The organism is Actinomadura graeca (assembly GCF_019175365.1).
Lineage (GTDB): Bacteria > Actinomycetota > Actinomycetes > Streptosporangiales > Streptosporangiaceae > Spirillospora > Spirillospora graeca.
On sequence record NZ_CP059572.1, the window covers coordinates 5,413,083 to 5,430,035 of the forward strand.

At 71.2% G+C, this 16,953-nt stretch carries 18 protein-coding genes, 1 tRNA gene and 1 pseudogene; 13 read left to right on the plus strand and 7 right to left on the minus strand.

All coding sequences use genetic code 11. The annotated features are described in order from the left end of the window. Positions 1-178 precede the first annotated feature (178 nt). The 4 genes from AGRA3207_RS24030 to AGRA3207_RS24045 all read left to right on the plus strand — a co-directional run bounded on the left by AGRA3207_RS24030 (position 179) and on the right by AGRA3207_RS24045 (position 3,027). On the plus strand, positions 179-550 hold the full coding sequence (locus AGRA3207_RS24030) for an NADH-quinone oxidoreductase subunit A (protein WP_231336368.1): 372 nt from the start codon (positions 179-181) through the stop codon (positions 548-550). Positions 551-648: 98 nt separating this feature from the next. Beyond that, a complete protein-coding gene (locus tag AGRA3207_RS40485) occupies positions 649-1,515 on the plus strand; it encodes an NADH-quinone oxidoreductase subunit B (protein WP_338028215.1) in 867 nt (288 codons plus the stop codon). Beyond that, positions 1,512-2,078 (plus strand): NADH-quinone oxidoreductase subunit C, encoded by a 567-nt coding sequence (locus tag AGRA3207_RS24040; protein ID WP_231329291.1) that lies wholly within the window; start codon positions 1,512-1,514, stop codon positions 2,076-2,078. Before AGRA3207_RS40485 ends, AGRA3207_RS24040 begins: the two co-directional genes overlap by 4 nt. Next, positions 2,071-3,027: a complex I subunit 1/NuoH family protein gene (locus AGRA3207_RS24045; RefSeq protein ID WP_231329292.1), complete on the plus strand. Its 957-nt coding sequence runs from the start codon at positions 2,071-2,073 to the stop codon at positions 3,025-3,027. The genes AGRA3207_RS24040 and AGRA3207_RS24045 overlap by 8 nt, the downstream gene beginning before the upstream one ends. Positions 3,028-3,052: 25 nt before the next feature. Here the strand turns inward: AGRA3207_RS24045 and AGRA3207_RS24050 are convergent, their stop codons facing one another. Continuing rightward, positions 3,053-3,970 carry a helix-hairpin-helix domain-containing protein gene (locus tag AGRA3207_RS24050; protein WP_231329293.1) on the minus strand — a complete coding sequence of 306 codons (918 nt, stop codon included), beginning with the start codon at positions 3,968-3,970 and terminating at the stop codon, positions 3,053-3,055. 210 nt (positions 3,971-4,180) lie between these two features. Between AGRA3207_RS24050 and AGRA3207_RS24055 the strand changes: the two genes are divergently transcribed. The 7 genes and pseudogenes from AGRA3207_RS24055 to htpX all read left to right on the plus strand — a co-directional run bounded on the left by AGRA3207_RS24055 (position 4,181) and on the right by htpX (position 11,444). Next, positions 4,181-4,648 carry a 4Fe-4S binding protein gene (locus AGRA3207_RS24055; RefSeq protein ID WP_231329294.1) on the plus strand — a complete coding sequence of 156 codons (468 nt, stop codon included), beginning with the start codon at positions 4,181-4,183 and terminating at the stop codon, positions 4,646-4,648. Continuing rightward, a complete protein-coding gene (locus tag AGRA3207_RS24060) occupies positions 4,645-5,190 on the plus strand; it encodes an NADH-quinone oxidoreductase subunit J family protein (RefSeq protein WP_231329295.1) in 546 nt (181 codons plus the stop codon). Before AGRA3207_RS24055 ends, AGRA3207_RS24060 begins: the two co-directional genes overlap by 4 nt. Beyond that, positions 5,190-5,471, plus strand: a pseudogene (gene nuoK / locus AGRA3207_RS24065) (NADH-quinone oxidoreductase subunit NuoK); the annotation flags it as partial. The gene AGRA3207_RS24060 and the pseudogene nuoK, both read left to right, overlap by 1 nt. 122 nt (positions 5,472-5,593) lie before the next feature. Then, positions 5,594-7,489 carry an NADH-quinone oxidoreductase subunit 5 family protein gene (locus AGRA3207_RS24070; RefSeq protein ID WP_231329297.1) on the plus strand — a complete coding sequence of 632 codons (1,896 nt, stop codon included), beginning with the start codon at positions 5,594-5,596 and terminating at the stop codon, positions 7,487-7,489. Beyond that, positions 7,486-8,988, plus strand: coding sequence for a complex I subunit 4 family protein (locus AGRA3207_RS24075; protein ID WP_231329298.1), 1,503 nt, complete (start codon positions 7,486-7,488; stop codon positions 8,986-8,988). Before AGRA3207_RS24070 ends, AGRA3207_RS24075 begins: the two co-directional genes overlap by 4 nt. After that, complete coding sequence (locus AGRA3207_RS24080; protein ID WP_231329299.1) at positions 8,988-10,475, plus strand: NADH-quinone oxidoreductase subunit N; 1,488 nt, start codon at positions 8,988-8,990, stop codon at positions 10,473-10,475. Before AGRA3207_RS24075 ends, AGRA3207_RS24080 begins: the two co-directional genes overlap by 1 nt. Positions 10,476-10,589: 114 nt before the next feature. Then, complete coding sequence (gene htpX, locus AGRA3207_RS24085) at positions 10,590-11,444, plus strand: zinc metalloprotease HtpX (RefSeq protein WP_231329300.1); 855 nt, start codon at positions 10,590-10,592, stop codon at positions 11,442-11,444. A 215-nt stretch (positions 11,445-11,659) separates the two neighbouring features. Here the strand turns inward: htpX and AGRA3207_RS24090 are convergent, their stop codons facing one another. Genes AGRA3207_RS24090 through AGRA3207_RS24100 form a run of 3 tightly spaced genes read right to left on the minus strand, consistent with a single transcriptional unit; the run spans position 11,660 to position 12,927 of the window. Further along, positions 11,660-12,103, minus strand: coding sequence for an SRPBCC family protein (locus tag AGRA3207_RS24090; RefSeq protein WP_231329301.1), 444 nt, complete (start codon positions 12,101-12,103; stop codon positions 11,660-11,662). A 15-nt stretch (positions 12,104-12,118) separates the two neighbouring features. Continuing rightward, entirely contained in the window at positions 12,119-12,469 is a 351-nt protein-coding gene (locus AGRA3207_RS24095) for an ArsR/SmtB family transcription factor (RefSeq protein ID WP_231329302.1), read from the minus strand. After that, on the minus strand, positions 12,466-12,927 hold the full coding sequence (locus AGRA3207_RS24100) for an SRPBCC family protein (protein WP_231329303.1): 462 nt from the start codon (positions 12,925-12,927) through the stop codon (positions 12,466-12,468). The genes AGRA3207_RS24095 and AGRA3207_RS24100 overlap by 4 nt, the downstream gene beginning before the upstream one ends. Before the next feature lie 305 nt (positions 12,928-13,232). On the opposite strand from AGRA3207_RS24100, the gene AGRA3207_RS24105 reads away from it, so the two are divergent. After that, positions 13,233-13,706: a DUF4352 domain-containing protein gene (locus tag AGRA3207_RS24105; RefSeq protein WP_231329304.1), complete on the plus strand. Its 474-nt coding sequence runs from the start codon at positions 13,233-13,235 to the stop codon at positions 13,704-13,706. A gap of 811 nt (positions 13,707-14,517) precedes the next feature. Here the strand turns inward: AGRA3207_RS24105 and AGRA3207_RS24110 are convergent. Further along, positions 14,518-15,006 (minus strand): YajQ family cyclic di-GMP-binding protein, encoded by a 489-nt coding sequence (locus AGRA3207_RS24110; RefSeq protein WP_231329305.1) that lies wholly within the window; start codon positions 15,004-15,006, stop codon positions 14,518-14,520. 139 nt (positions 15,007-15,145) lie between these two features. On the opposite strand from AGRA3207_RS24110, the gene AGRA3207_RS24115 reads away from it, so the two are divergent. Continuing rightward, positions 15,146-15,227 (plus strand) — tRNA-Tyr (locus AGRA3207_RS24115). A 121-nt stretch (positions 15,228-15,348) separates the two neighbouring features. Here AGRA3207_RS24115 and AGRA3207_RS24120 read toward each other — a convergent pair. Further along, positions 15,349-16,740: a tyrosine-type recombinase/integrase gene (locus AGRA3207_RS24120; protein WP_231329306.1), complete on the minus strand. Its 1,392-nt coding sequence runs from the start codon at positions 16,738-16,740 to the stop codon at positions 15,349-15,351. After that, positions 16,740-16,949: a helix-turn-helix transcriptional regulator gene (locus tag AGRA3207_RS24125; protein ID WP_231329307.1), complete on the minus strand. Its 210-nt coding sequence runs from the start codon at positions 16,947-16,949 to the stop codon at positions 16,740-16,742. The genes AGRA3207_RS24120 and AGRA3207_RS24125 overlap by 1 nt, the downstream gene beginning before the upstream one ends. Positions 16,950-16,953: the final 4 nt, after the last annotated feature.

Genomic DNA, 16,953 nt, shown 5'->3' on the forward strand with positions numbered 1-16,953 from the left:
GCCCGGGGGAGGCGGAGGGTTGCTCATCGGTCACGTCCTTCCAGGTCATTTGACCCCAATGCATAACCCAGTGTGCAGCAAAACGATGACATTGTGATCCTCCGGGGAGGAGGTACGACGTCACACTCCCGCATACGGCCGTCGGGGATACTGGTTGGACGCTCGATCGGAGGTCGTGGTGCCGGACTATTTCGACTCGTACGTCGTCGTGGTGGCGCTGATGCTGGTCGGAGGCGGGATCGTCGGCGGTGGCCTGGCGGCGAACCGGCTGCTGCGCCCGCACCGTCCCACCGCCGAGAAGCTGCTCACCTACGAGTGCGGCGTGGATCCCGTCGGCGACGGGTGGGCGCATTCCTACGTGCGCTACTACGTGTTCGCCTACCTGTACGTGGTGTTCGCCGTGGACGCGGTGTTCCTCTTCCCCTGGGCGACGGTGTTCGCCGCGCCCGGCTACGGCGCCACCACGCTCGGCGAGATGTTCGTCTTCCTGGCGTTCCTGGCGGCCGGGCTCGCCTACGCGGGCAAGAAGGGCGTCCTGTCCTGGGTCTGAGCGCGCCGCCATTGCGGTCGTGCCCCGGGCCCGCTCCCGGACCCGCTCTTCGATCCTCGGCCCTGGCGTGGTCGGCGGCGGCTGCGACAATGCCGTGTGTGAGCGCAATCGATCTCCCGCCGCCCGGCGTCGGGCCGCTGTCCCGGCTGGCGCCGAAGCCGGTCAAGTTCGTGCTCAACTGGGGCCGCCGGTACTCGCTGTGGGTGTTCAACTTCGGTCTCGCCTGCTGCGCGATCGAGTTCATCGCCACGTCGATGAGCCGGCACGACTTCATCCGGCTCGGCGTCATCCCCTTCGCGCCGGGCCCCCGGCAGGCCGACCTGATGGTCGTCTCGGGGACCGTCAGCGACAAGATGGCCCCCGCCGTGCGCCGCCTCTACGAGCAGATGCCCGAGCCCAAGTACGTCATCTCGTTCGGGGCCTGCTCCAACTGCGGCGGCCCCTACTGGGACTCCTACTGCGTGACCAAGGGCGTCGACCAGATCATCCCGGTGGACGTGTACGTGCCCGGCTGCCCGCCGCGCCCGGAGGCGCTGCTGCACGGCATCGTCCACCTCCAGGAGAAGATCGCGGGCGAGTCGCTCGGCGACCGCTACAACGGCGGCGAATCGATGTCCCCGCCGCCTCCGCCGCGTCCGCTTTCGGCCACGGTGTTGCGGCGGCCGATCCAGCCCGCTCCCGACGGCGCCACCATCGAGCTCCCGCCCGTCCCGGAGGCCGGGGAGGACGCACCGCCCGCGCCGCCCCCGGAGGAGGGGGCCGCCGACGAGACGCGTCCCATCCCGCCGGTCACGCAGGAGACCCCGCCGCCCGCCGCCCCGCCGCCCGCCGGGGACGACACCGCCCCGCCCGGCCGGACGCGCCCGTCGCCGCCCGAGGACGCCGGGCCGCCCCGCGACCACGATCCGTCGATCATCCCCGGCCTCGCCGACGACGGCGACGACGAGATCGGACGGCACCGGTGAGCGCGGCACCCGGCCCGGCGGCGCTCACCGCGGCCTGGACGGACCGGTTCGGCGACGAGATCACCACCGAGGAGACGTTCGGCGGCCTCGCCGTGGGGGTGCCGTCCGAGCACTGGCTGCCGGCGCTCACCTTCGCGCGGGACGACCTGGACTGCGTGTTCTTCGACTGGCTGACCGGCGTCGACGAGCTGGACGAGGGCTTCGCCGTCGTCGTGCACGTGTACTCGCCCGCGCGGCGTCACCACCTCCTCGTCCGCACGCGCGTCCCCCGCGAGGACCCGGTGCTGCCGACCGCGACGGGCGTCTACCGCGGCGCCGCGTGGCACGAGCGGGAGACGTTCGAGATGTTCGGGGTGGTCTTCGAGGGCCACCCGCACCTCGTCCCGCTGCTGCTGCCGGAGGGCTTCGAGGGCAACCCGCTGCGCAAGGACTTCGTGCTCGCCGCCCGCGTCGCCAAGCCGTGGCCGGGCGCCAAGGAACCCGGCGAGTCCGGGCACGGCGCGCCGAGCCGCCGCCGCGTCCGCCCGCCCGGCGTCCCGGACGACTGGGGGCCGCATGCTTGAGATCGTCGTGAAGCTGGCGCTGGTCGCGGCGGCGTTCGCGCTGCTGCCGCTGCTGGTCGGCCAGGCCGAGCACAAGGTGATGGCGCACATGCAGGGCCGGCTCGGCCCGATGTACGCGGGCGGCTTCCACGGCTGGGCGCAGCTCGTCGCGGACGGGGTGAAGTTCGCGCAGAAGGAGGACGTCGTCCCGCGCGCGGCGGACCGGTGGGTCTTCAAACTGGCCCCCGGCGTGGCGCTCGTCCCGTACCTGCTCGTCCTGCTCGTGGTGCCGGTCGGCCCGGACGGGCAGGTGGCGCTGGACCTCGGGCTCGGGCTGTTCTTCGCGCTGGCGGTGATGGGCGTCGGCGTGATCGGCGCGATCATGGCGGGCTGGGCGAGCGCGAACAAGTACTCGCTGCTCGGCGGGATGCGGGTCGCGGCGCAGCTGATGTCCTACGAGCTGCCGATGGTGTTCGCGGCGTCCTCGGTGGCGATGGCGGCGGGCACGCTGTCGCTGACGGGGATCGTGGACGAGTGGCGCTGGTACTGGCTGCCGTGGCAGGCGGCCGGCGCCGTGGTGTTCTTCGTCGCGGGCCTGGCCGAGCTGCGGCGCCCGCCGTTCGACATGCCGGTCGCCGACTCGGAGATCATCTTCGGCCCGTACACCGAGTACGGCGGGCTGCGGTTCGCGCTGTTCCTGCTGGCCGAGTACGCCGGGATCGTGGTGCTGTGCGGTCTGACGACCGTGCTGTTCCTGGGCGGCTGGAAGGGCCCCTTCCTGAACGCGGAGCTGGGCTGGCTCTGGACGCTGCTGAAGGGCGGGGTGCTGGCGTTCCTCGTCATCTGGCTGCGGGTCAGCTACCCGCGGATGCGCGAGGACCAGCTCCAGAAGCTCGCCTGGCAGTACCTGGTGCCGCTGTCGCTGGCACAGCTCGCGCTGACGGGCGTCCTGAAGGTCGCCTTCGGCTGAACCGGCGCCGCTCGGGACGCGCCCGCTACCGCAGGAAGATCGAGTACTCGGAGAGCTGCGGGACGAGGTCGGGCGGCAGGTCGGCGTCGACCGCCATCTCCTCGGCGGAGACGAACGCGCCCTGCGCCTCCCGCCGCCGGACGACGCGCTCGGCCATCTCGTCGTCCATGCCGGGCAGCGCCGCGATGATCTCCTTCGGGGCGTGGTTGACGTCGACGAGACCGCCGTCGTCGTAGGTGCGGGGCACGTCGGGACGGCCGATCCGCAGCTCGTGGGCCAGCGCCGGGTCCTCGGCGGCGAGCGCGCGCGCCTCCTCGCGCAGCGTCCGCCGGTACCGGGCGACCTCGACGGCCTGCCGGTTGAGCCGGTTGCGCGGGACCTCGCGCGGGAAGACGGCCGAGCGGACGGCGAAGGTGTGCGCGGTGCCCGCGAGCCACAGCATGAGCGTCAGCAGGGACCCGAGGGCGATGGCGGCCGCGCTGTCGGTCGAGAAGAGGGCCATGACGCCGGTGACGGCGACGCCGTAGCCCGCGGCGGTGACGCCGAGCTTCCCCGAGCCGCGCCGGAGGGCGGCGTACAGGAACGAGAAGGGCGTCCCGAAACCGAACGTCAGGAACGGGACGGACGCCCACAGGATCCCCTGCGGTCCCTCGCCGCCGGGCACCTGCACGGGCTGCGGAAGCGGATGCTGGATCGGCGGCACCGGGTACGTCGGACGCCAGCCGGGTGCCGCGTAGGGACGGCCCGGCGGATACGGATGGACGCGCGGGTCCGGCGGCGGCGTCCCATAAGGCGGACGATCGTGTGCGCGGTGCTCGCGGGAGGAACGGTCCCGTTGTGCGCGGCCGTGCGGCGGGGGCGGCTGGGACGGGCGGACATGGGGGGGACGGGCCTGGTCACGGCCCGGATCGGGGCCATAGGGCCCGTCCGCGTGATGGCTCACATGCCCTCCTCGCCCGCAGGCCGATCGAAGCGCGGAACCAGGGGTCCCACGTGTGGTTCGACGAACGCGGCTCCCGCCGCGTTCCCCAGCGGCGCTTCGTACGCAATCATGGGGCGCGTGGGACGGCTACCAGGAGGCGGGCTGGCCAGAGGGCTCGCCGTGACGTTGCGGACGATGACGCGTCGCTCCATAACGCGTCAGTACCCGGAAGTGCAGCCCGACTTGCCACCGCGCAGCCGGGGTGTCATCGCGCTGTTCGAAGAGAACTGCACGGTCTGCATGCTCTGCGCCCGCGAATGCCCGGACTGGTGCATCTACATCGACTCCCACAAGGAGACGCTCCCCGCCGAAGGCGGCGGCCGCCCGCGCACGCGGAACATCCTCGACCGGTTCGCGATCGACTTCGCGCTGTGCATGTACTGCGGGATCTGCATCGAGGTGTGCCCGTTCGACGCGCTGTTCTGGTCGCCGGAGTTCGAGTACGCCGAGTACGACATCGCCGAGCTGACCCACGAGAAGGAGCGGCTGCGCGAGTGGATGTGGACGGTCCCGCCCCCGCAGGCGCATGACCCGTCCGCCGAGCCGCCCAAGGAGCTGGGCGCGGCGGAGAAGGCGTCCGCGCGTGCCGCGAAGCGCCCCGCGAGCCCACCGGGTCCTGCGCCGGAGGCGGGGGCGTGAGCGGGCAGGAGGTCGTCTTCGCGCTGCTCGGCGTGGTGGCGATCGGGTCCGGGATCATGGTGGTGACGACGCGGAACCTCGTCCACGCGGCGCTGTGGCTGGTCGTGTCGTTCGGCGCGCTGGCGGGCGGCTACCTGGTGCTCACCGCCGAGTTCGTGGCCTGGGTGCAGGTGCTCATCTACGTCGGCGCGGTCGTCGTGCTGCTGCTGTTCGGGATCATGCTGACCCGGGCGCCGATCGGAGAGTCGGCCGACCTGGACTCCGGCAACCGGTGGGCGGCGGCGTCGGTCGCCGCCGCGACGGCCCTGGTGCTCGTCACGGTGGTCGCGATGGGCTTCCGGGACGAGCGGATGCCGCTGAAGGCGGGCCACGGCTCGGCCGACGAACTGGGCGCCAGCGTGTTCCGGACGTGGGTCCTGCCGTTCGAGGTGCTCTCGGTGCTGCTGCTGGCCTCCCTCGTCGGCGCGATCGTCCTGTCGCGCCTGGACATCCGTGCCCGCCCGGAGACGGGCGCGCGCGCAGACGAGGAGGACGGCGTCTGATGCATCTCGCCTATCCGACGATCGTGGCGGCGCTGCTGTTCTCCGTGGGCGTGTACGGCGTCCTCGCGCGCCGCAACGCCATCCTCGTCCTGATGTCGGTCGAGCTGATGCTGAACGCGGTGAACCTCAACCTCGTCGCGTTCGACGTCTGGTTCCGCGACCGGCTGCACGGCGGCCAGGTCCTCACGCTGTTCACGATCGTGATCGCCGCCGCCGAGGTCGGGCTCGGCCTGGCGATCGTGCTGCTGGTGTACCGCAACCGCCAGATGATCGACGTCGACCGGATCCGCGCCCTGTCCGAGGACGGCCCCGTCCCGGCGGATGGGCCGGATGACGGGCCCGGGGACGGCCCGGCGGACGAACCGGTCGAAGCGGCCGGCAGGCGGCACGAGGGGGCGGCGCCGTGATCTGGCTCGCCTCGCTGACCGTCCTGCTGCCGTTCCTCGCGGCGTTCGCCGGGATGCTGCTCGGCCCTCGGCTGACGCGCCTGCTCGGCGGGCGTCCCACCGGGGGCGCGCCGCTGCGCAACGGGCCCGCGCTGATCGCGTGCGTGCCCGTCGCGGCGTCGCTCGTCCTCGCCGCGATCGTCGCGTTCACCGTCTGGCGCGACCCCGGCGCGCGGACGGGCACGCTCACCACGATCGACACCGGCTCCGTGCCGATCCGGGTCGCCTTCCAGGTCGACGGCCTGTCCGCGGTGGTCGCGCTGATGGTCTGCTGCGTGGCGCTGGCCGTGCAGGTCTACTCCGTCGCCTACATGGACGACGACCGGCGCTACTCGTCCTACGCCGCGTTCATCTCCATGTTCACCGCCGCGATGCTGCTGGTGGTCTTCGCCGGGGACCTGATCGTCCTGTACGCGGGCTGGGAGGTCATGGGCGTCTGCTCGTACTTCCTGATCGGGCATCACTGGGAGAACCGCGACAACTCCCGCGCCGCGGTCAAGGCGTTCCTCGTGACGCGCCTGGGCGACGTGGGTTTCCTCATCGGGATCCTGGTGCTCGGCGTGGGCGCGGGCACGTTCTCGCTGGGCGGCGTCCTGGCCAAGGCCCCGCAGATGCCGCACACGACGGTGACGGCGGCCGCGCTGCTGCTGCTCGCCGGTGTCGCGGGGAAGAGCGCGCAGTTCCCGCTCCACACCTGGCTCCCGGACGCCATGGCGGGCCCCACCCCGATCAGCGCGCTCATCCACGCCGCCACCATGGTCGCGGCGGGCGTCTACGTCGTCGCCCGGCTGTACGCGGTGTTCGCCGCCGCGCCCGCCGCGCTGACCGTCCTCGGCGTCGTCGCGGTGGTCTCGATGATCGGGTCGGCGCTCGCGGCGCTCGCCCAGGACGACCTCAAACGCGTCCTGGCGTACTCGACGATCAGCCAGCTCGGCGTGATGGCGGCGGGCCTCGCGGTCGGCGCCGACACCGCCGCGATCTTCCATCTCCTCACGCACGGCGCGTTCAAGGCGCTGCTGTTCCTGTCCGCCGGATGCGTGATCACGGTGGCGGGCTCCACTATGCTCGCCCACTACGGCGGGCTCCGGCGCGGCATGCCCGTCACGTTCTGGTCGATGACGGTGGGCCTCGCCGCGCTCGTGGGCGTCCCGCCGCTCAGCGGATGGTTCAGCAAGGACTCCGTCATCGAGGCCGCCCAGCACTCCGCGTTCCACGGCGGATCCGTCCACGCGTCCCCGCCGCACCCCGCGGTGGACCTGCCCGCCGGTGTCGCGTGGCTGGTCTACCTCGGGCTGCTGCTCACCGTGGCGCTGACGGCGGCGTACGCGACGCGCGCCTGGCTGATGACCTTCTTCGGGGAGCCGCGCGGGACGTACGAGCCGCGGGAGGCGCCGAGGACCATGGCGTGGACGGTCGCGGTCCTCGCCGTGCCCGCCGCGATCCTCGGCTTCTTCGGGCTCGGCGCGGACGAACTGCGCCCCCACGTCGGATCGGCGCTGCTCGGGCTCGTCCTGGCGGCGCTCGGAGCGGGAGCCGTCTACGTGATCTGGAACCGTGACCCCGCCCAGGACCCGGCGCAGGCGCTCGGACGGCTCCGTCCCGTCTTCGCGCGGGCCTTCCTCATCGACGAGCTGTACGCGGCGGCGATCGTCCGGCCGGTCTGGGCGCTGGCCCGGCACGTCGTCGCCTTTGATTCGCGCGGCGTCGACGCGGCGGTCGTCGGGACCGCCCGCGGCGCCCGCAGGCTCGGCGGGATCCTGCGCGTCCCGCAGAACGGCAACGCGCAGACCTACCTCACGGGCCTGCTCGCGGGCGTCGTCGTGATCGTGGCCGGGGCGGTGATCCTCCGATGATCTTTGTGCTGATGATGGCGATCCCGCTCGCCGGGGCGCTGGCGATGCTCGTCCCGGCGGACCGGTTCCTGCGGACGGACGTCGCCGTCCGGACCTTCGGGACGGCGGTGTCCGGCGCGACGCTGCTGGTCGCGGTGTCCGCGGCGACCGCCTTCGACTTCGACGACACGTCCCGTATGCAGCTGGAGGTGGACCGGTCGTGGGCGCCCGCGGTCGGGCTCCGCTTCCACCTGGGCGCCGACGGGATCTCGCTGCCCCTCGTCGTGCTGACGGCGCTGCTGACGTTCCTCTGCTTCCTCTACACGCTGCGGCACCCGCCGAAGGGCGGGCGGATCCGGCTGCTCACCGCGCTGCTGCTCGTCCTGGAGATCGGGCTGCTCGGCACGTTCGTGGCCCTCGACCTCGTGCTGTTCTTCGTGTTCTTCGAGGTCGTCCTGATCCCCATGTACGTGGTGATCATGCTGTGGGGCGGGGCGGCCCGCCAGGCCGCCGCGTACAAGTTCATCCTTTACACGCTGCTCGGCTCGGGGCTGCTGCTCGCCGGGATGCTGCTCGTCGCGGTGAAGGCCGGCACGCTCGACATGACCGAGCTCGCCGCGCGGCACGGCGCCGGACTCTCCCACGGCGTCCAGATCACGGCGTTCGCCCTGATGGGGATTGGTTTCGCCGTGAAGGCGCCGATGTGGCCGCTGCACACCTGGCTGCCGGACGCGCACACCGAGGCGCCGACCGTCGGGTCGGTGCTGCTCGCGGGCGTGCTGCTGAAGATGGGCACGTACGGGCTCGTCCGCGTCGCGCTGCCGCTCGCGCCGCACGGCGCGCAGGTGTGGGCGCCGTGGCTCGGGCTCCTCGCCGTGATCGGCATCGTGTACGGCGCCCTCGCCTGCCTCGCCCAGCGCGACCTCAAGCGGATGATCGCCTACTCGTCCGTGGGGCACATGGGCTTCGTGCTGCTCGGCATCGCCACCCTCACCCCCGTCGGGATCAACGCCGCGCTGTTCGGCAACATCGCGCACGGCCTCATCACCAGCCTGCTGTTCTTCCTCGCCGGGGCGGTGAAGGAACGCTGGGGCACCGCCGACCTGGACGAGCTCGGCGGCGGGCTGCTCGGCACGTCCCCTCGGCTCGCGTCGATCCTGACGTTCGCGTCCGTCGCGTCCCTCGGGCTGCCGGGCCTCGCCGGGTTCTGGGGCGAGATGCTCGCGCTGCTCGGCGCCTACCGCCCGCACGCCGACCTGCCCCGCGAGACGTTCGTGACGTTCATGGCCGTCGCCGCGCTCGGCGCGGTGCTGACCGCCGCGTACTTCCTGCGGATGCTCGCCCGGCTCACGCACGGCCCGTCCGACGGCCTCACCGCCTCGCGCGGCCAGGCCGTGTCCGCGCAGGAGTACGCCGCCTGGGTCCCGCTGATCGCGCTGACGCTGCTCGTCGGGCTGTGGCCGAAGACCCTGCTGGACGTGACGACCGGACCCGTCCGCGCGCTGTTCGGAGGCGGCTGATGATCCAGGGCATCGACTACGCGGCGATCGCGCCGCCGCTGATCCTCGCCGTCGCCGCGATCGGGCTGCTGCTCGCCGACGCGTTCGACGCGCCACGCCGCGTCCTCGGCCTGCTGAGCGGCGGGTCCCTGGCGGCCGCGCTGCTCGCCGTCGCCGCGCTGGCCTTCGGCGACCGGCGCGCCACCTTCTGCCTGCCGGACGGCCTGCGCGCGGGCGGCCCCCGCTCCTGCTCCTACGTCGCCGACGACTTCACGCTGCTGTTCCAGGGCATCGTCCTCGGCGCCGCCGTGGTCGTCGTCCTGCTGTCCCTCCAGGAGATCACCGACTCGGAGATCCCGGTGGGGGAATACCACTTCCTGCTGCTGTCCGCCGTGATCGGCGCGCTGTCCCTCGTCGCCGCGCGCGACCTGGTCCTGCTCGTCGTCGCGCTGGAGACGCTGTCGCTGCCGGTGTTCGCCCTCGCCGGGCTCCGCCGCTACGACGGGCGCGCCTCCGAGGCGGCGCTGAAGCTGTTCCTCGTCTCCGTCGTCTCCGCCGCGATCATGCTGTTCGGCATCAGCCTGGTGTACGGCGCGACCGGCGCCATGCACCTCGACCGGATCGCCGCCGCCCTGGAGCGCCTCCCCTCCGACCTGGACCCGGTCGCCGCCGCCGGGGTCGTCCTCGTCCTCGCCGGATTCGCGTTCAAGGTCGCCGCCGTCCCGTTCCACTTCTGGGCGCCGGACGTCTACCAGGGCGCGCCGCTGCCCGTCGCCGCGTTCCTGTCCGTGGTGTCCAAGGCCGCCGGGTTCGCCGGGCTCGCGATCGTGCTGGCCCTCGGCTTCCCCGCGTACGCGCACGTGTGGGGGCCGCTCGTCGCCGTCCTCGCCGCGGTCACGATGACGCTCGGCAACCTCCTCGCCCTCCGCCAGCGGACCGCCATCCGGCTCCTCGCCTGGTCGTCGGTCGCCCAGTCCGGCTACATGCTCGCGCCCCTGTCGGTCGGCACCCACCGCCTCCCCGAGGCGGTCGCCGCCACCACCGCCTACGTCGCCCTCTACGCCGTCATGAACCTCGGCGCGTTCGCCGTCGTCATCGGCTTCCGCCGCCGCGCCGGCGCGGGCCCCGGCCCCTCCGACACGCTGGAGGACTTCCGCGGCCTCGCCCGCGGCGCCCCCGCCGTCGCCGCCGCCCTCGCGTTCTTCCTGATCTGCCTCGCGGGCCTGCCGCCCGGCGTCATGGGCCTGTTCGCCAAGGTCGTCGTGTTCCGCGCGACGGTCGCGGGCGGCGTCACCTGGCTGGCCGTCGTGATGGCCGCCAACACCGTCATCGGGCTCTACTACTACCTGGCGTGGGCCGCGCGGCTGTTCGCCGCCCCGTCCGGGCACGTCCACGACCCCGCGCCGGGACTCCCCGTCCGCGCCGCCATCGCCGCGACCGCCGCCGGCGCCGCCGTGCTGTCGGTGGCGCCGCAGATCGTCCTGCAGACGGTCACCCAGGTCACCTGACCCGGCACCGCCCCTGACAACGTTCCAATGCCCAGGTCCGCCGGGGCCGGGAACGTTTGGGCAGGTCAAACCGTTGATGTTCATGGCCGGAAGTCGACGGGGAGGCACACGAAAGTGCAGTTCAACGGCGTCAAGACCGCGGCACTGATCGCTGCGCTGTCGGCATTGATGCTCACGGCCGGCTGGGTCTTCGCGGGCCGCACCGGGCTCACGATCGCCGTGGTCGTCGCACTCGGCACCAACGGCGTCGCCTTCCTGTTCAGCGACCGGATCGCGTTGCGCTCGATGCGCGCCCACCCGGTCGGCGAGGTCGAGGCGCCGGTGCTCTACCGGCTCGTCCGCGAGCTGTCGACCGCCGCCCGCCAGCCCATGCCGCGCCTGTACGTCTCCGAGACCCGGCAGCCCAACGCGTTCGCCACCGGCCGCAACCCGCGCAACGCCGCCGTCTGCTGCACCCGCGGCATCCTGCGGATGCTGGACGAGCGCGAACTGCGGGCCGTCCTCGGGCACGAGCTCTCCCACGTCCACAACCGCGACATCCTCATCTCCTCCGTCGCCGCCGCCATCGCCACCGTGATCACCTACCTGTCCCACCTGGCGATCTTCCTGCCGATCGGCCGCGCCGAGGACGACGACGGCCCCGGCGTCCTCGGCGCGCTGATGATGCTCGTCCTCGGGCCGGTCGCCGCCGCCGTCGTCCAGATGGGCATCAGCCGGACCCGCGAGTACGCCGCCGACGCCGCCGGGGCCCGGCTCACCGGCGACCCCCTCGCCCTCGCCGCCGCCCTCCGCAAGATCGACGCGGGCACCCGGGCCATGCCGCTGCCGCAGGATCCCGAGCTCGCCACCACCAGCGCCCTGATGATCGCCAACCCGTTCTCCGGCGCCGGCATCGGCCGGCTGTTCTCCACGCACCCCTCCACGGCCGACCGCATCGCCCGCCTGGAGCGCATGGCGGGCCCCCGCTAGCGAGAGCACCGCCCGCGACAGTTCTGCTCCGCACCCAGGCCCCTGACCTGGGCCTCATGCCCTTCGCCCCGCCCCCGGGACGCCTTCCACGGCCCCGCGTCAGAATTGGTCGGAAAACTTCCGAACCAATTCGAGCGCCTCCGCGTCATACCAGTCACGAGCGCGCCGACCACTTCTGCGGGGGAAGAAGTCGGCGCGCTCGCCACTTTTCCGGCTCAGTGCCAGTCGCTGATCTGCACGTCCCGCGGTGCCGGAGCGCCCTCACCCGTCTCCACCAGGGACTTCAGGCTCATCAGGAACGAACCCCACTTGGTGCTGCAATGGTGCATGAACTCCGCGGGCTCCTTCCACCCCTCATGCTTGAACAGCACGATCGTGTACTCGCCGTCCTGGCGCAGCGTCCAGTCGATCGTCGTCCCGACCCACTCCTCGGGCCCCTCGACGACCTTCCACGTCACCCGCTCGGACGGCTTCCGCTCGATGACCTTCATGTGGAAGTACCCGGCCGAGAACCGGAACTCCAGCACGCCACCGACGTCGCCGTCCCCCGTCGTGTCGCCGGTCCACCACGAGCTGAGGCCGTCGACGGTCGTCAGCGCCTCGTACACCTTGTCCGGTGCGGGCGTCTTGACTCCGACCCTGTGCAGAATGTCCACCATTTGCTTCTCCTTCTCTCAATCCTGCCGACTGCGCTGGATCGCCTCCGCGATCCGCTTGATCCGCCGGAGCCTGGCGTCCCACGCCGCCCCGACCGACGACAACTGGGCGACCGCGCGGGCCAGCTGCTCGTCGTCCACCTGGTACCGCTTCTCCCGCCCCGCCGGCGTCGCCCGCACCAGCCCCGCCCGGTCCAGCACCCCGAGGTGCTTGGCCACCGCCTGCCGGGTGACCGGCAGACGCCGCCCCAGCGTGGTCGCGGTCCCGACACCGTCGGCCAGCAGCAGGTCGAGGATCCGCCGCCGGGTCGGGTCCCCGATCGCGGACCACAGATCGTCGTCGACCTCCTCGGCCACCGAGGTGCTCACCGCCGCACCCCCAGCGTCGCGACGTACGGGGCCAGCCGCGGGATGTAGTAGTCCCAGCCGGTGACGTGCTCGCGGTACTGCTGCTCCAGGACGGCGGCCTCCCAGCCCATCTCCCGGAAGCCCGTCTCGGTCATCTTCAGCAGCGTCCCGCCCCTCGACGGCGTCAGGTCGAAGGTCACCAGCAGCGAGTTCCCCTCCTCCGCGACGTCCCCCGCCGGATGCGTCCAGCGGAACGAGAACGTCCGCGGCGGCCGCACGTCCACGACGGTGAACGCCACCACCGTCCCGTCCCCGTCACGGTCCCCGAAGACGATCTCCCCGGGCGCCCCGGGCTCCAGCTCGTACCTGGCGTCGTCCGGCCACCACTCCTTGAGGTGGTCGGGACTGCTCACCACCCCGAACACGACCTCAGGCGACGCCTCGACGAAGATCTCCCGCTCAATGGTCCCGAACTCCATGCCAACCTCCTGCAACGTTTGGTTGCATAAGCTACTCCCCAATCCACCAACGCGCAACCATCAGTTGCTAGACCCGGCCGGCGGAGGCGCCCGTCGCGAGCGCGCCAGAGGCCGCGCACCGGACCCGTCCCGCCGCGAAAGCAAGCCGAGCGAACACTCTGGGACGAAGCGGACGTGCCCCGCCGAGCGGACGCTCACAGCCGACAATGGCCGGATAGTGACAGCCGCATCACCAGACGCAACCGATCTCAGTGGCCGCACGTCACACACGCGTCCCCCGCCGCGTCACCCAGGAGAGGACGTCCATGCGCAAGATCGCGGCACTCGTCGCCACAGCCGCCGGCCTGCTGCTGCTCACCGCCTGCGACACGGGCACCGAGCCCACCGCCGTCCAGCCAGCCGAGGAGGCCAAGGGCGCCAAGGCGGCCGGCGGCAAGAAGCCGAAGCCGGTCCCGGTCGCCATCAAGGCAAAGAGGGCCACCTTCGAGCCCGGCCCGCTCAACACCGGTGGCGCGTTCACCTGCGTCAAGGCCACCGTCACCAACAACACCAGCAAGAACCTGCAAATCAACCCGTTCTTCTTCGAACTGACCGGCGGGGACGGCGTGAAGCGCAAAGCCGACGTCGGGGAGGCCGAGGGCGAGTTCGACAGCATGATGCTCGCGCCGAAGGAGAAGGCCACCGGGCTGGTATGCGCCAAGGGCAGGTTCGCGCCGAAGACGATCACCTTCACCAGGGACGCGCTAGGCACGAACTACCGCGCCCGAGTGGCCGCCTAGCCCACCTCCCCGCCCGCCGGCCACCCACCGGCGGGCGGGGGACCGGCACACCCCCGCCCGCCCCGATCCCGGGCCGGCGACAAGGACGCCTGGAGACTCCAGCGCGACCGCTAGACCTGAACCGCTGCCACTACGTAGTACAAACAACCGTGGCAGCCAAGCCCGCTGACACCGAGCGGAGCGGGCCAAGAGGCCCGGGTCCTGCGCCCGGCATGCCTGGGTGCAGTCAAGGCCATGAGCCACAGAAACGCACACAGGCCAACCGCCGTGCGCCCGGCACGAGCACCGCTAGCGATGTCCCTCACAGCGTCGGCCGCGCCGTAACCCGAAGCTGCCGAGACGCTCACCAGGTGCGAGGCATAGGCACTCCGCCGAAGCCCGACAGCGGGCACCGCGCCGCTGGCGGCATGTCATGTGCCCACAGACCTGGCAGGGCTCAGCCAGGAACCTTTCTCAAACTGGGAAACGGGCAGGTCGCGCTCGACCTCCCTACCCACATCACCGCCCCCGCCACATCACCGACAGCATCAAAGCCGAGCCCCGTCCATCGACCGCTACCGTCCACGACGAGGCGGAGCCACTGCGGCGACCCTGCAACCAATGCGTCCCAGCCAAGACGAAGCCTGGAGCCCAGATCTCGATCAGGCCGCCGACAGAGCAGACGAACCACATCGAGCGGAGTTGCGCGGACGGCCCAAATCGCCCTCCGGCGCGGCATGTGGCAACGGGGAGCGGGACGTGGCCGGGCGCTGTGCCCAGAAGGCGTCGGCCCGGGGGCGGGCGCAGGTGAGAGCGCCCGCACCCCGATCACCTACCTGTAGTTGACGAACTGGAGCGCGACGTCCAGGTCCTTGCCCTTCAAGAGGGTGATGACCTGCTGAAGATCATCCTTCTTCTTCGAGCTGACCCGCAGCTCGTCCCCCTGGATCTGGGCCTTGATGCCCTTCGGCCCCTCATCCCGGATGATCTTGCCGATCTTCTTGGCGTCCTCCTGGGCGATGCCCTCCTTGAGGCCGACGCCCAGCTTGTACACCTTCCCCGAGACCTTCGGCTCCCCGGGGTCGATCGCCTTCAGCGAGATGCCCCGCTTGACGAGCTTGTCCTTCAGGACGTCCAGCACGGCGTTCGCCCGCTCCTCGGAGTTCGCCTGGATGTCGATGGACTCGCCGGACCACTTGATCCCCGCGTCCACGTTCCGGAAGTCGAACCGGTTCGCGACCTCCTTGGCGGCCTGATTCAGCGCGTTGTCGACCTCCTGCCGGTCGAGCTTCGAGACGATGTCGAACGAAGAGTCGGCCATGCCACACACATCCCCTCAGCAGCAACTTCCCGATCAGGAGAGAGTAGCGACGAAGCGGTCCTCCCGCTCACACCAACCGATGTCACGACCGCTCTCCCCGTCCGCTATCCTTTCCAGTGCCGTCGCGAGAGCGACGCCAGGCGGGTTGCCCGAGTGGCCAATGGGAGCGGACTGTAAATCCGTCGGCTTAGCCTACGCAGGTTCGAACCCTGCACCCGCCACACCACGCAGAACAGCCCTTGACCAGGCATGACCCGGTCAAGGGCTGTCTTCGTTCCGTCCGGCTGTCTCTGATCGTTTACGGCGTCCTACGGGTGGCTGTGCCGAATACGTGCCGAAGTTCTAGACGTCTTTTGGCCTGGTCGCGTCGGTGATCCGGCGTTTGGCGTCCTCCTCCTGACCGGCCACGCATTTGGCATAGACGCGCAGCAGAACGGCCACACTGTGCCCTGCCCACTCGGCGACCTGAGCCGCAGGCACCCCGGCACCGAGCCACGTCGATACGGCAGCGTGCCGCAGGGCATACGGCGTCTCAGCGAGCGGTGAGGCCGCCTCACGAGGGGTAAGCGCCGTCTCTCGCGCCTTGTGCCAGGCCCCGAGGTACGTCCGGTCCGTCATGATCCCGCCGCGCGGCCCGACGAAGAGCCGACCATCGGCCGGGATGTTGAACGCCTTGATGTGGTGGCGCAGCAGCGTGACGAGCTCCGGATGGATCGGCACGGGCCGGGTCTCGCCGGGCGCCCGATGCTTGAGAGGCTGTCTGTCCCGCGGCTTGCCGCTGTCCGTCCACCGGGAGCCGCTACGCGGTTCGGCGTGCGTCAGCCGCAGTTCGCCCCAGCCGTCATCCGGCAGGCTAACGAGGGCATCCCGCCGCAGGTCAACCGCTTCCTCAGGGCGAAGGGCGGCGTAGTACATGACGGCGAAGAACGCGACCATGCGCTCACCGCGCTTGCCCTGACTCCGGACGGCGTCGAGGAGCCGCCGCGCCTGGTCGGGATTGGCGACCACCCGCAGGTCGAGTGTCTGCGCCACACGTGGACGAGTCCACTTGACGAGGGTCAGCGGGTTGACCGGCAAAAGACGCTGCTCGCAGGCGTATTCCATGGCGTTGTTGAAGGTCGCACGCTTGCGGGTCGCAGTGCTACCCGCCGCCGGAGCCCCGTCCTGACGACGGCTCAGCCGGTCGAGGACTTGGCGCGCGAGTTGCGGTCCCTGCCTGTCCGGTGCGAGGTCGCTCATGTCGACCGTGTTCCGCTCCAGCCATCGGACGGCCGACGCCAACTGTTCGGGTGGCTCGATCTCGCCGTTCTGCAAGCGTCCGCTGTATGCCCAGGTCCGCAGGGCCTCGCGTAGCACGCTGCCCGCGGGAGCGCCGTCCCCCGTGGTGAGCAGCGCCTCAGTAGCGTCCGTGAGCGCTTCAGCGATACCGCGCCGGTGGTTGGGCGAGGCGTACGGCCACTTGGCCGCGCAGTAGTCGAGGGAGAACGCAAACCAGGTGGTGGCGTTCTCCTCTCGCTTCCAGGACAGCGGACGGCCGGTGATGACGCTGAACGCCTCACCCTTGCGTGCCGCCGTGAGGAGCGAGGACCGGAAGCTATCTGCCTGTGCGCTGTTGCGGAACGGCTCTTTCCAGGGCTTCCGAGCGACCTTCCACCGCACGGTGTAGGTCGTCACGCGCTTGCCCTTGTAGACCTCGGTCTTGTAGACGCGGACGTCATATGTGATGTCGTCCATCAGGCGGCGTCCTCGCAGGCCGAGAGCCACCGGTCAAGGTCCCGGCGACGGACACGGAGACTTCCGTTCGGGAGGACCAGGCAGAGCGGAGCGCGTCCCTTCTGGCGCCAGTCGTAAAAGGTCGAGCGGGAGACCTGAAGTTCGGCGCAGACTTCGGGGACGGTGAGCGTGTCACGGTTCTTGGACGTCGTCACGTGTTGCCTTTCCATGGCG

What these genes read in the sequence shown, in the direction of transcription:
- AGRA3207_RS24045 (WP_231329292.1), top strand. Translation starts at nt 2,071, where the DNA reads ATGCTTGAGATCGTCGTGAAGCTGGCGCTGGTCGCGGCGGCGTTCGCG.
- AGRA3207_RS24075 (WP_231329298.1), top strand. Translation starts at nt 7,486, where the DNA reads ATGATCTTTGTGCTGATGATGGCGATCCCGCTCGCCGGGGCGCTGGCG.
- AGRA3207_RS24080 (WP_231329299.1), top strand. Translation starts at nt 8,988, where the DNA reads ATGATCCAGGGCATCGACTACGCGGCGATCGCGCCGCCGCTGATCCTC.
- AGRA3207_RS24090 (WP_231329301.1), bottom strand. Translation starts at nt 12,103, where the DNA reads ATGGTGGACATTCTGCACAGGGTCGGAGTCAAGACGCCCGCACCGGAC.
- AGRA3207_RS24100 (WP_231329303.1), bottom strand. Translation starts at nt 12,927, where the DNA reads ATGGAGTTCGGGACCATTGAGCGGGAGATCTTCGTCGAGGCGTCGCCT.
- AGRA3207_RS24105 (WP_231329304.1), top strand. Translation starts at nt 13,233, where the DNA reads ATGCGCAAGATCGCGGCACTCGTCGCCACAGCCGCCGGCCTGCTGCTG.
- AGRA3207_RS24110 (WP_231329305.1), bottom strand. Translation starts at nt 15,006, where the DNA reads ATGGCCGACTCTTCGTTCGACATCGTCTCGAAGCTCGACCGGCAGGAG.
- AGRA3207_RS24120 (WP_231329306.1), bottom strand. Translation starts at nt 16,740, where the DNA reads ATGGACGACATCACATATGACGTCCGCGTCTACAAGACCGAGGTCTAC.
- AGRA3207_RS24125 (WP_231329307.1), bottom strand. Translation starts at nt 16,949, where the DNA reads ATGGAAAGGCAACACGTGACGACGTCCAAGAACCGTGACACGCTCACC.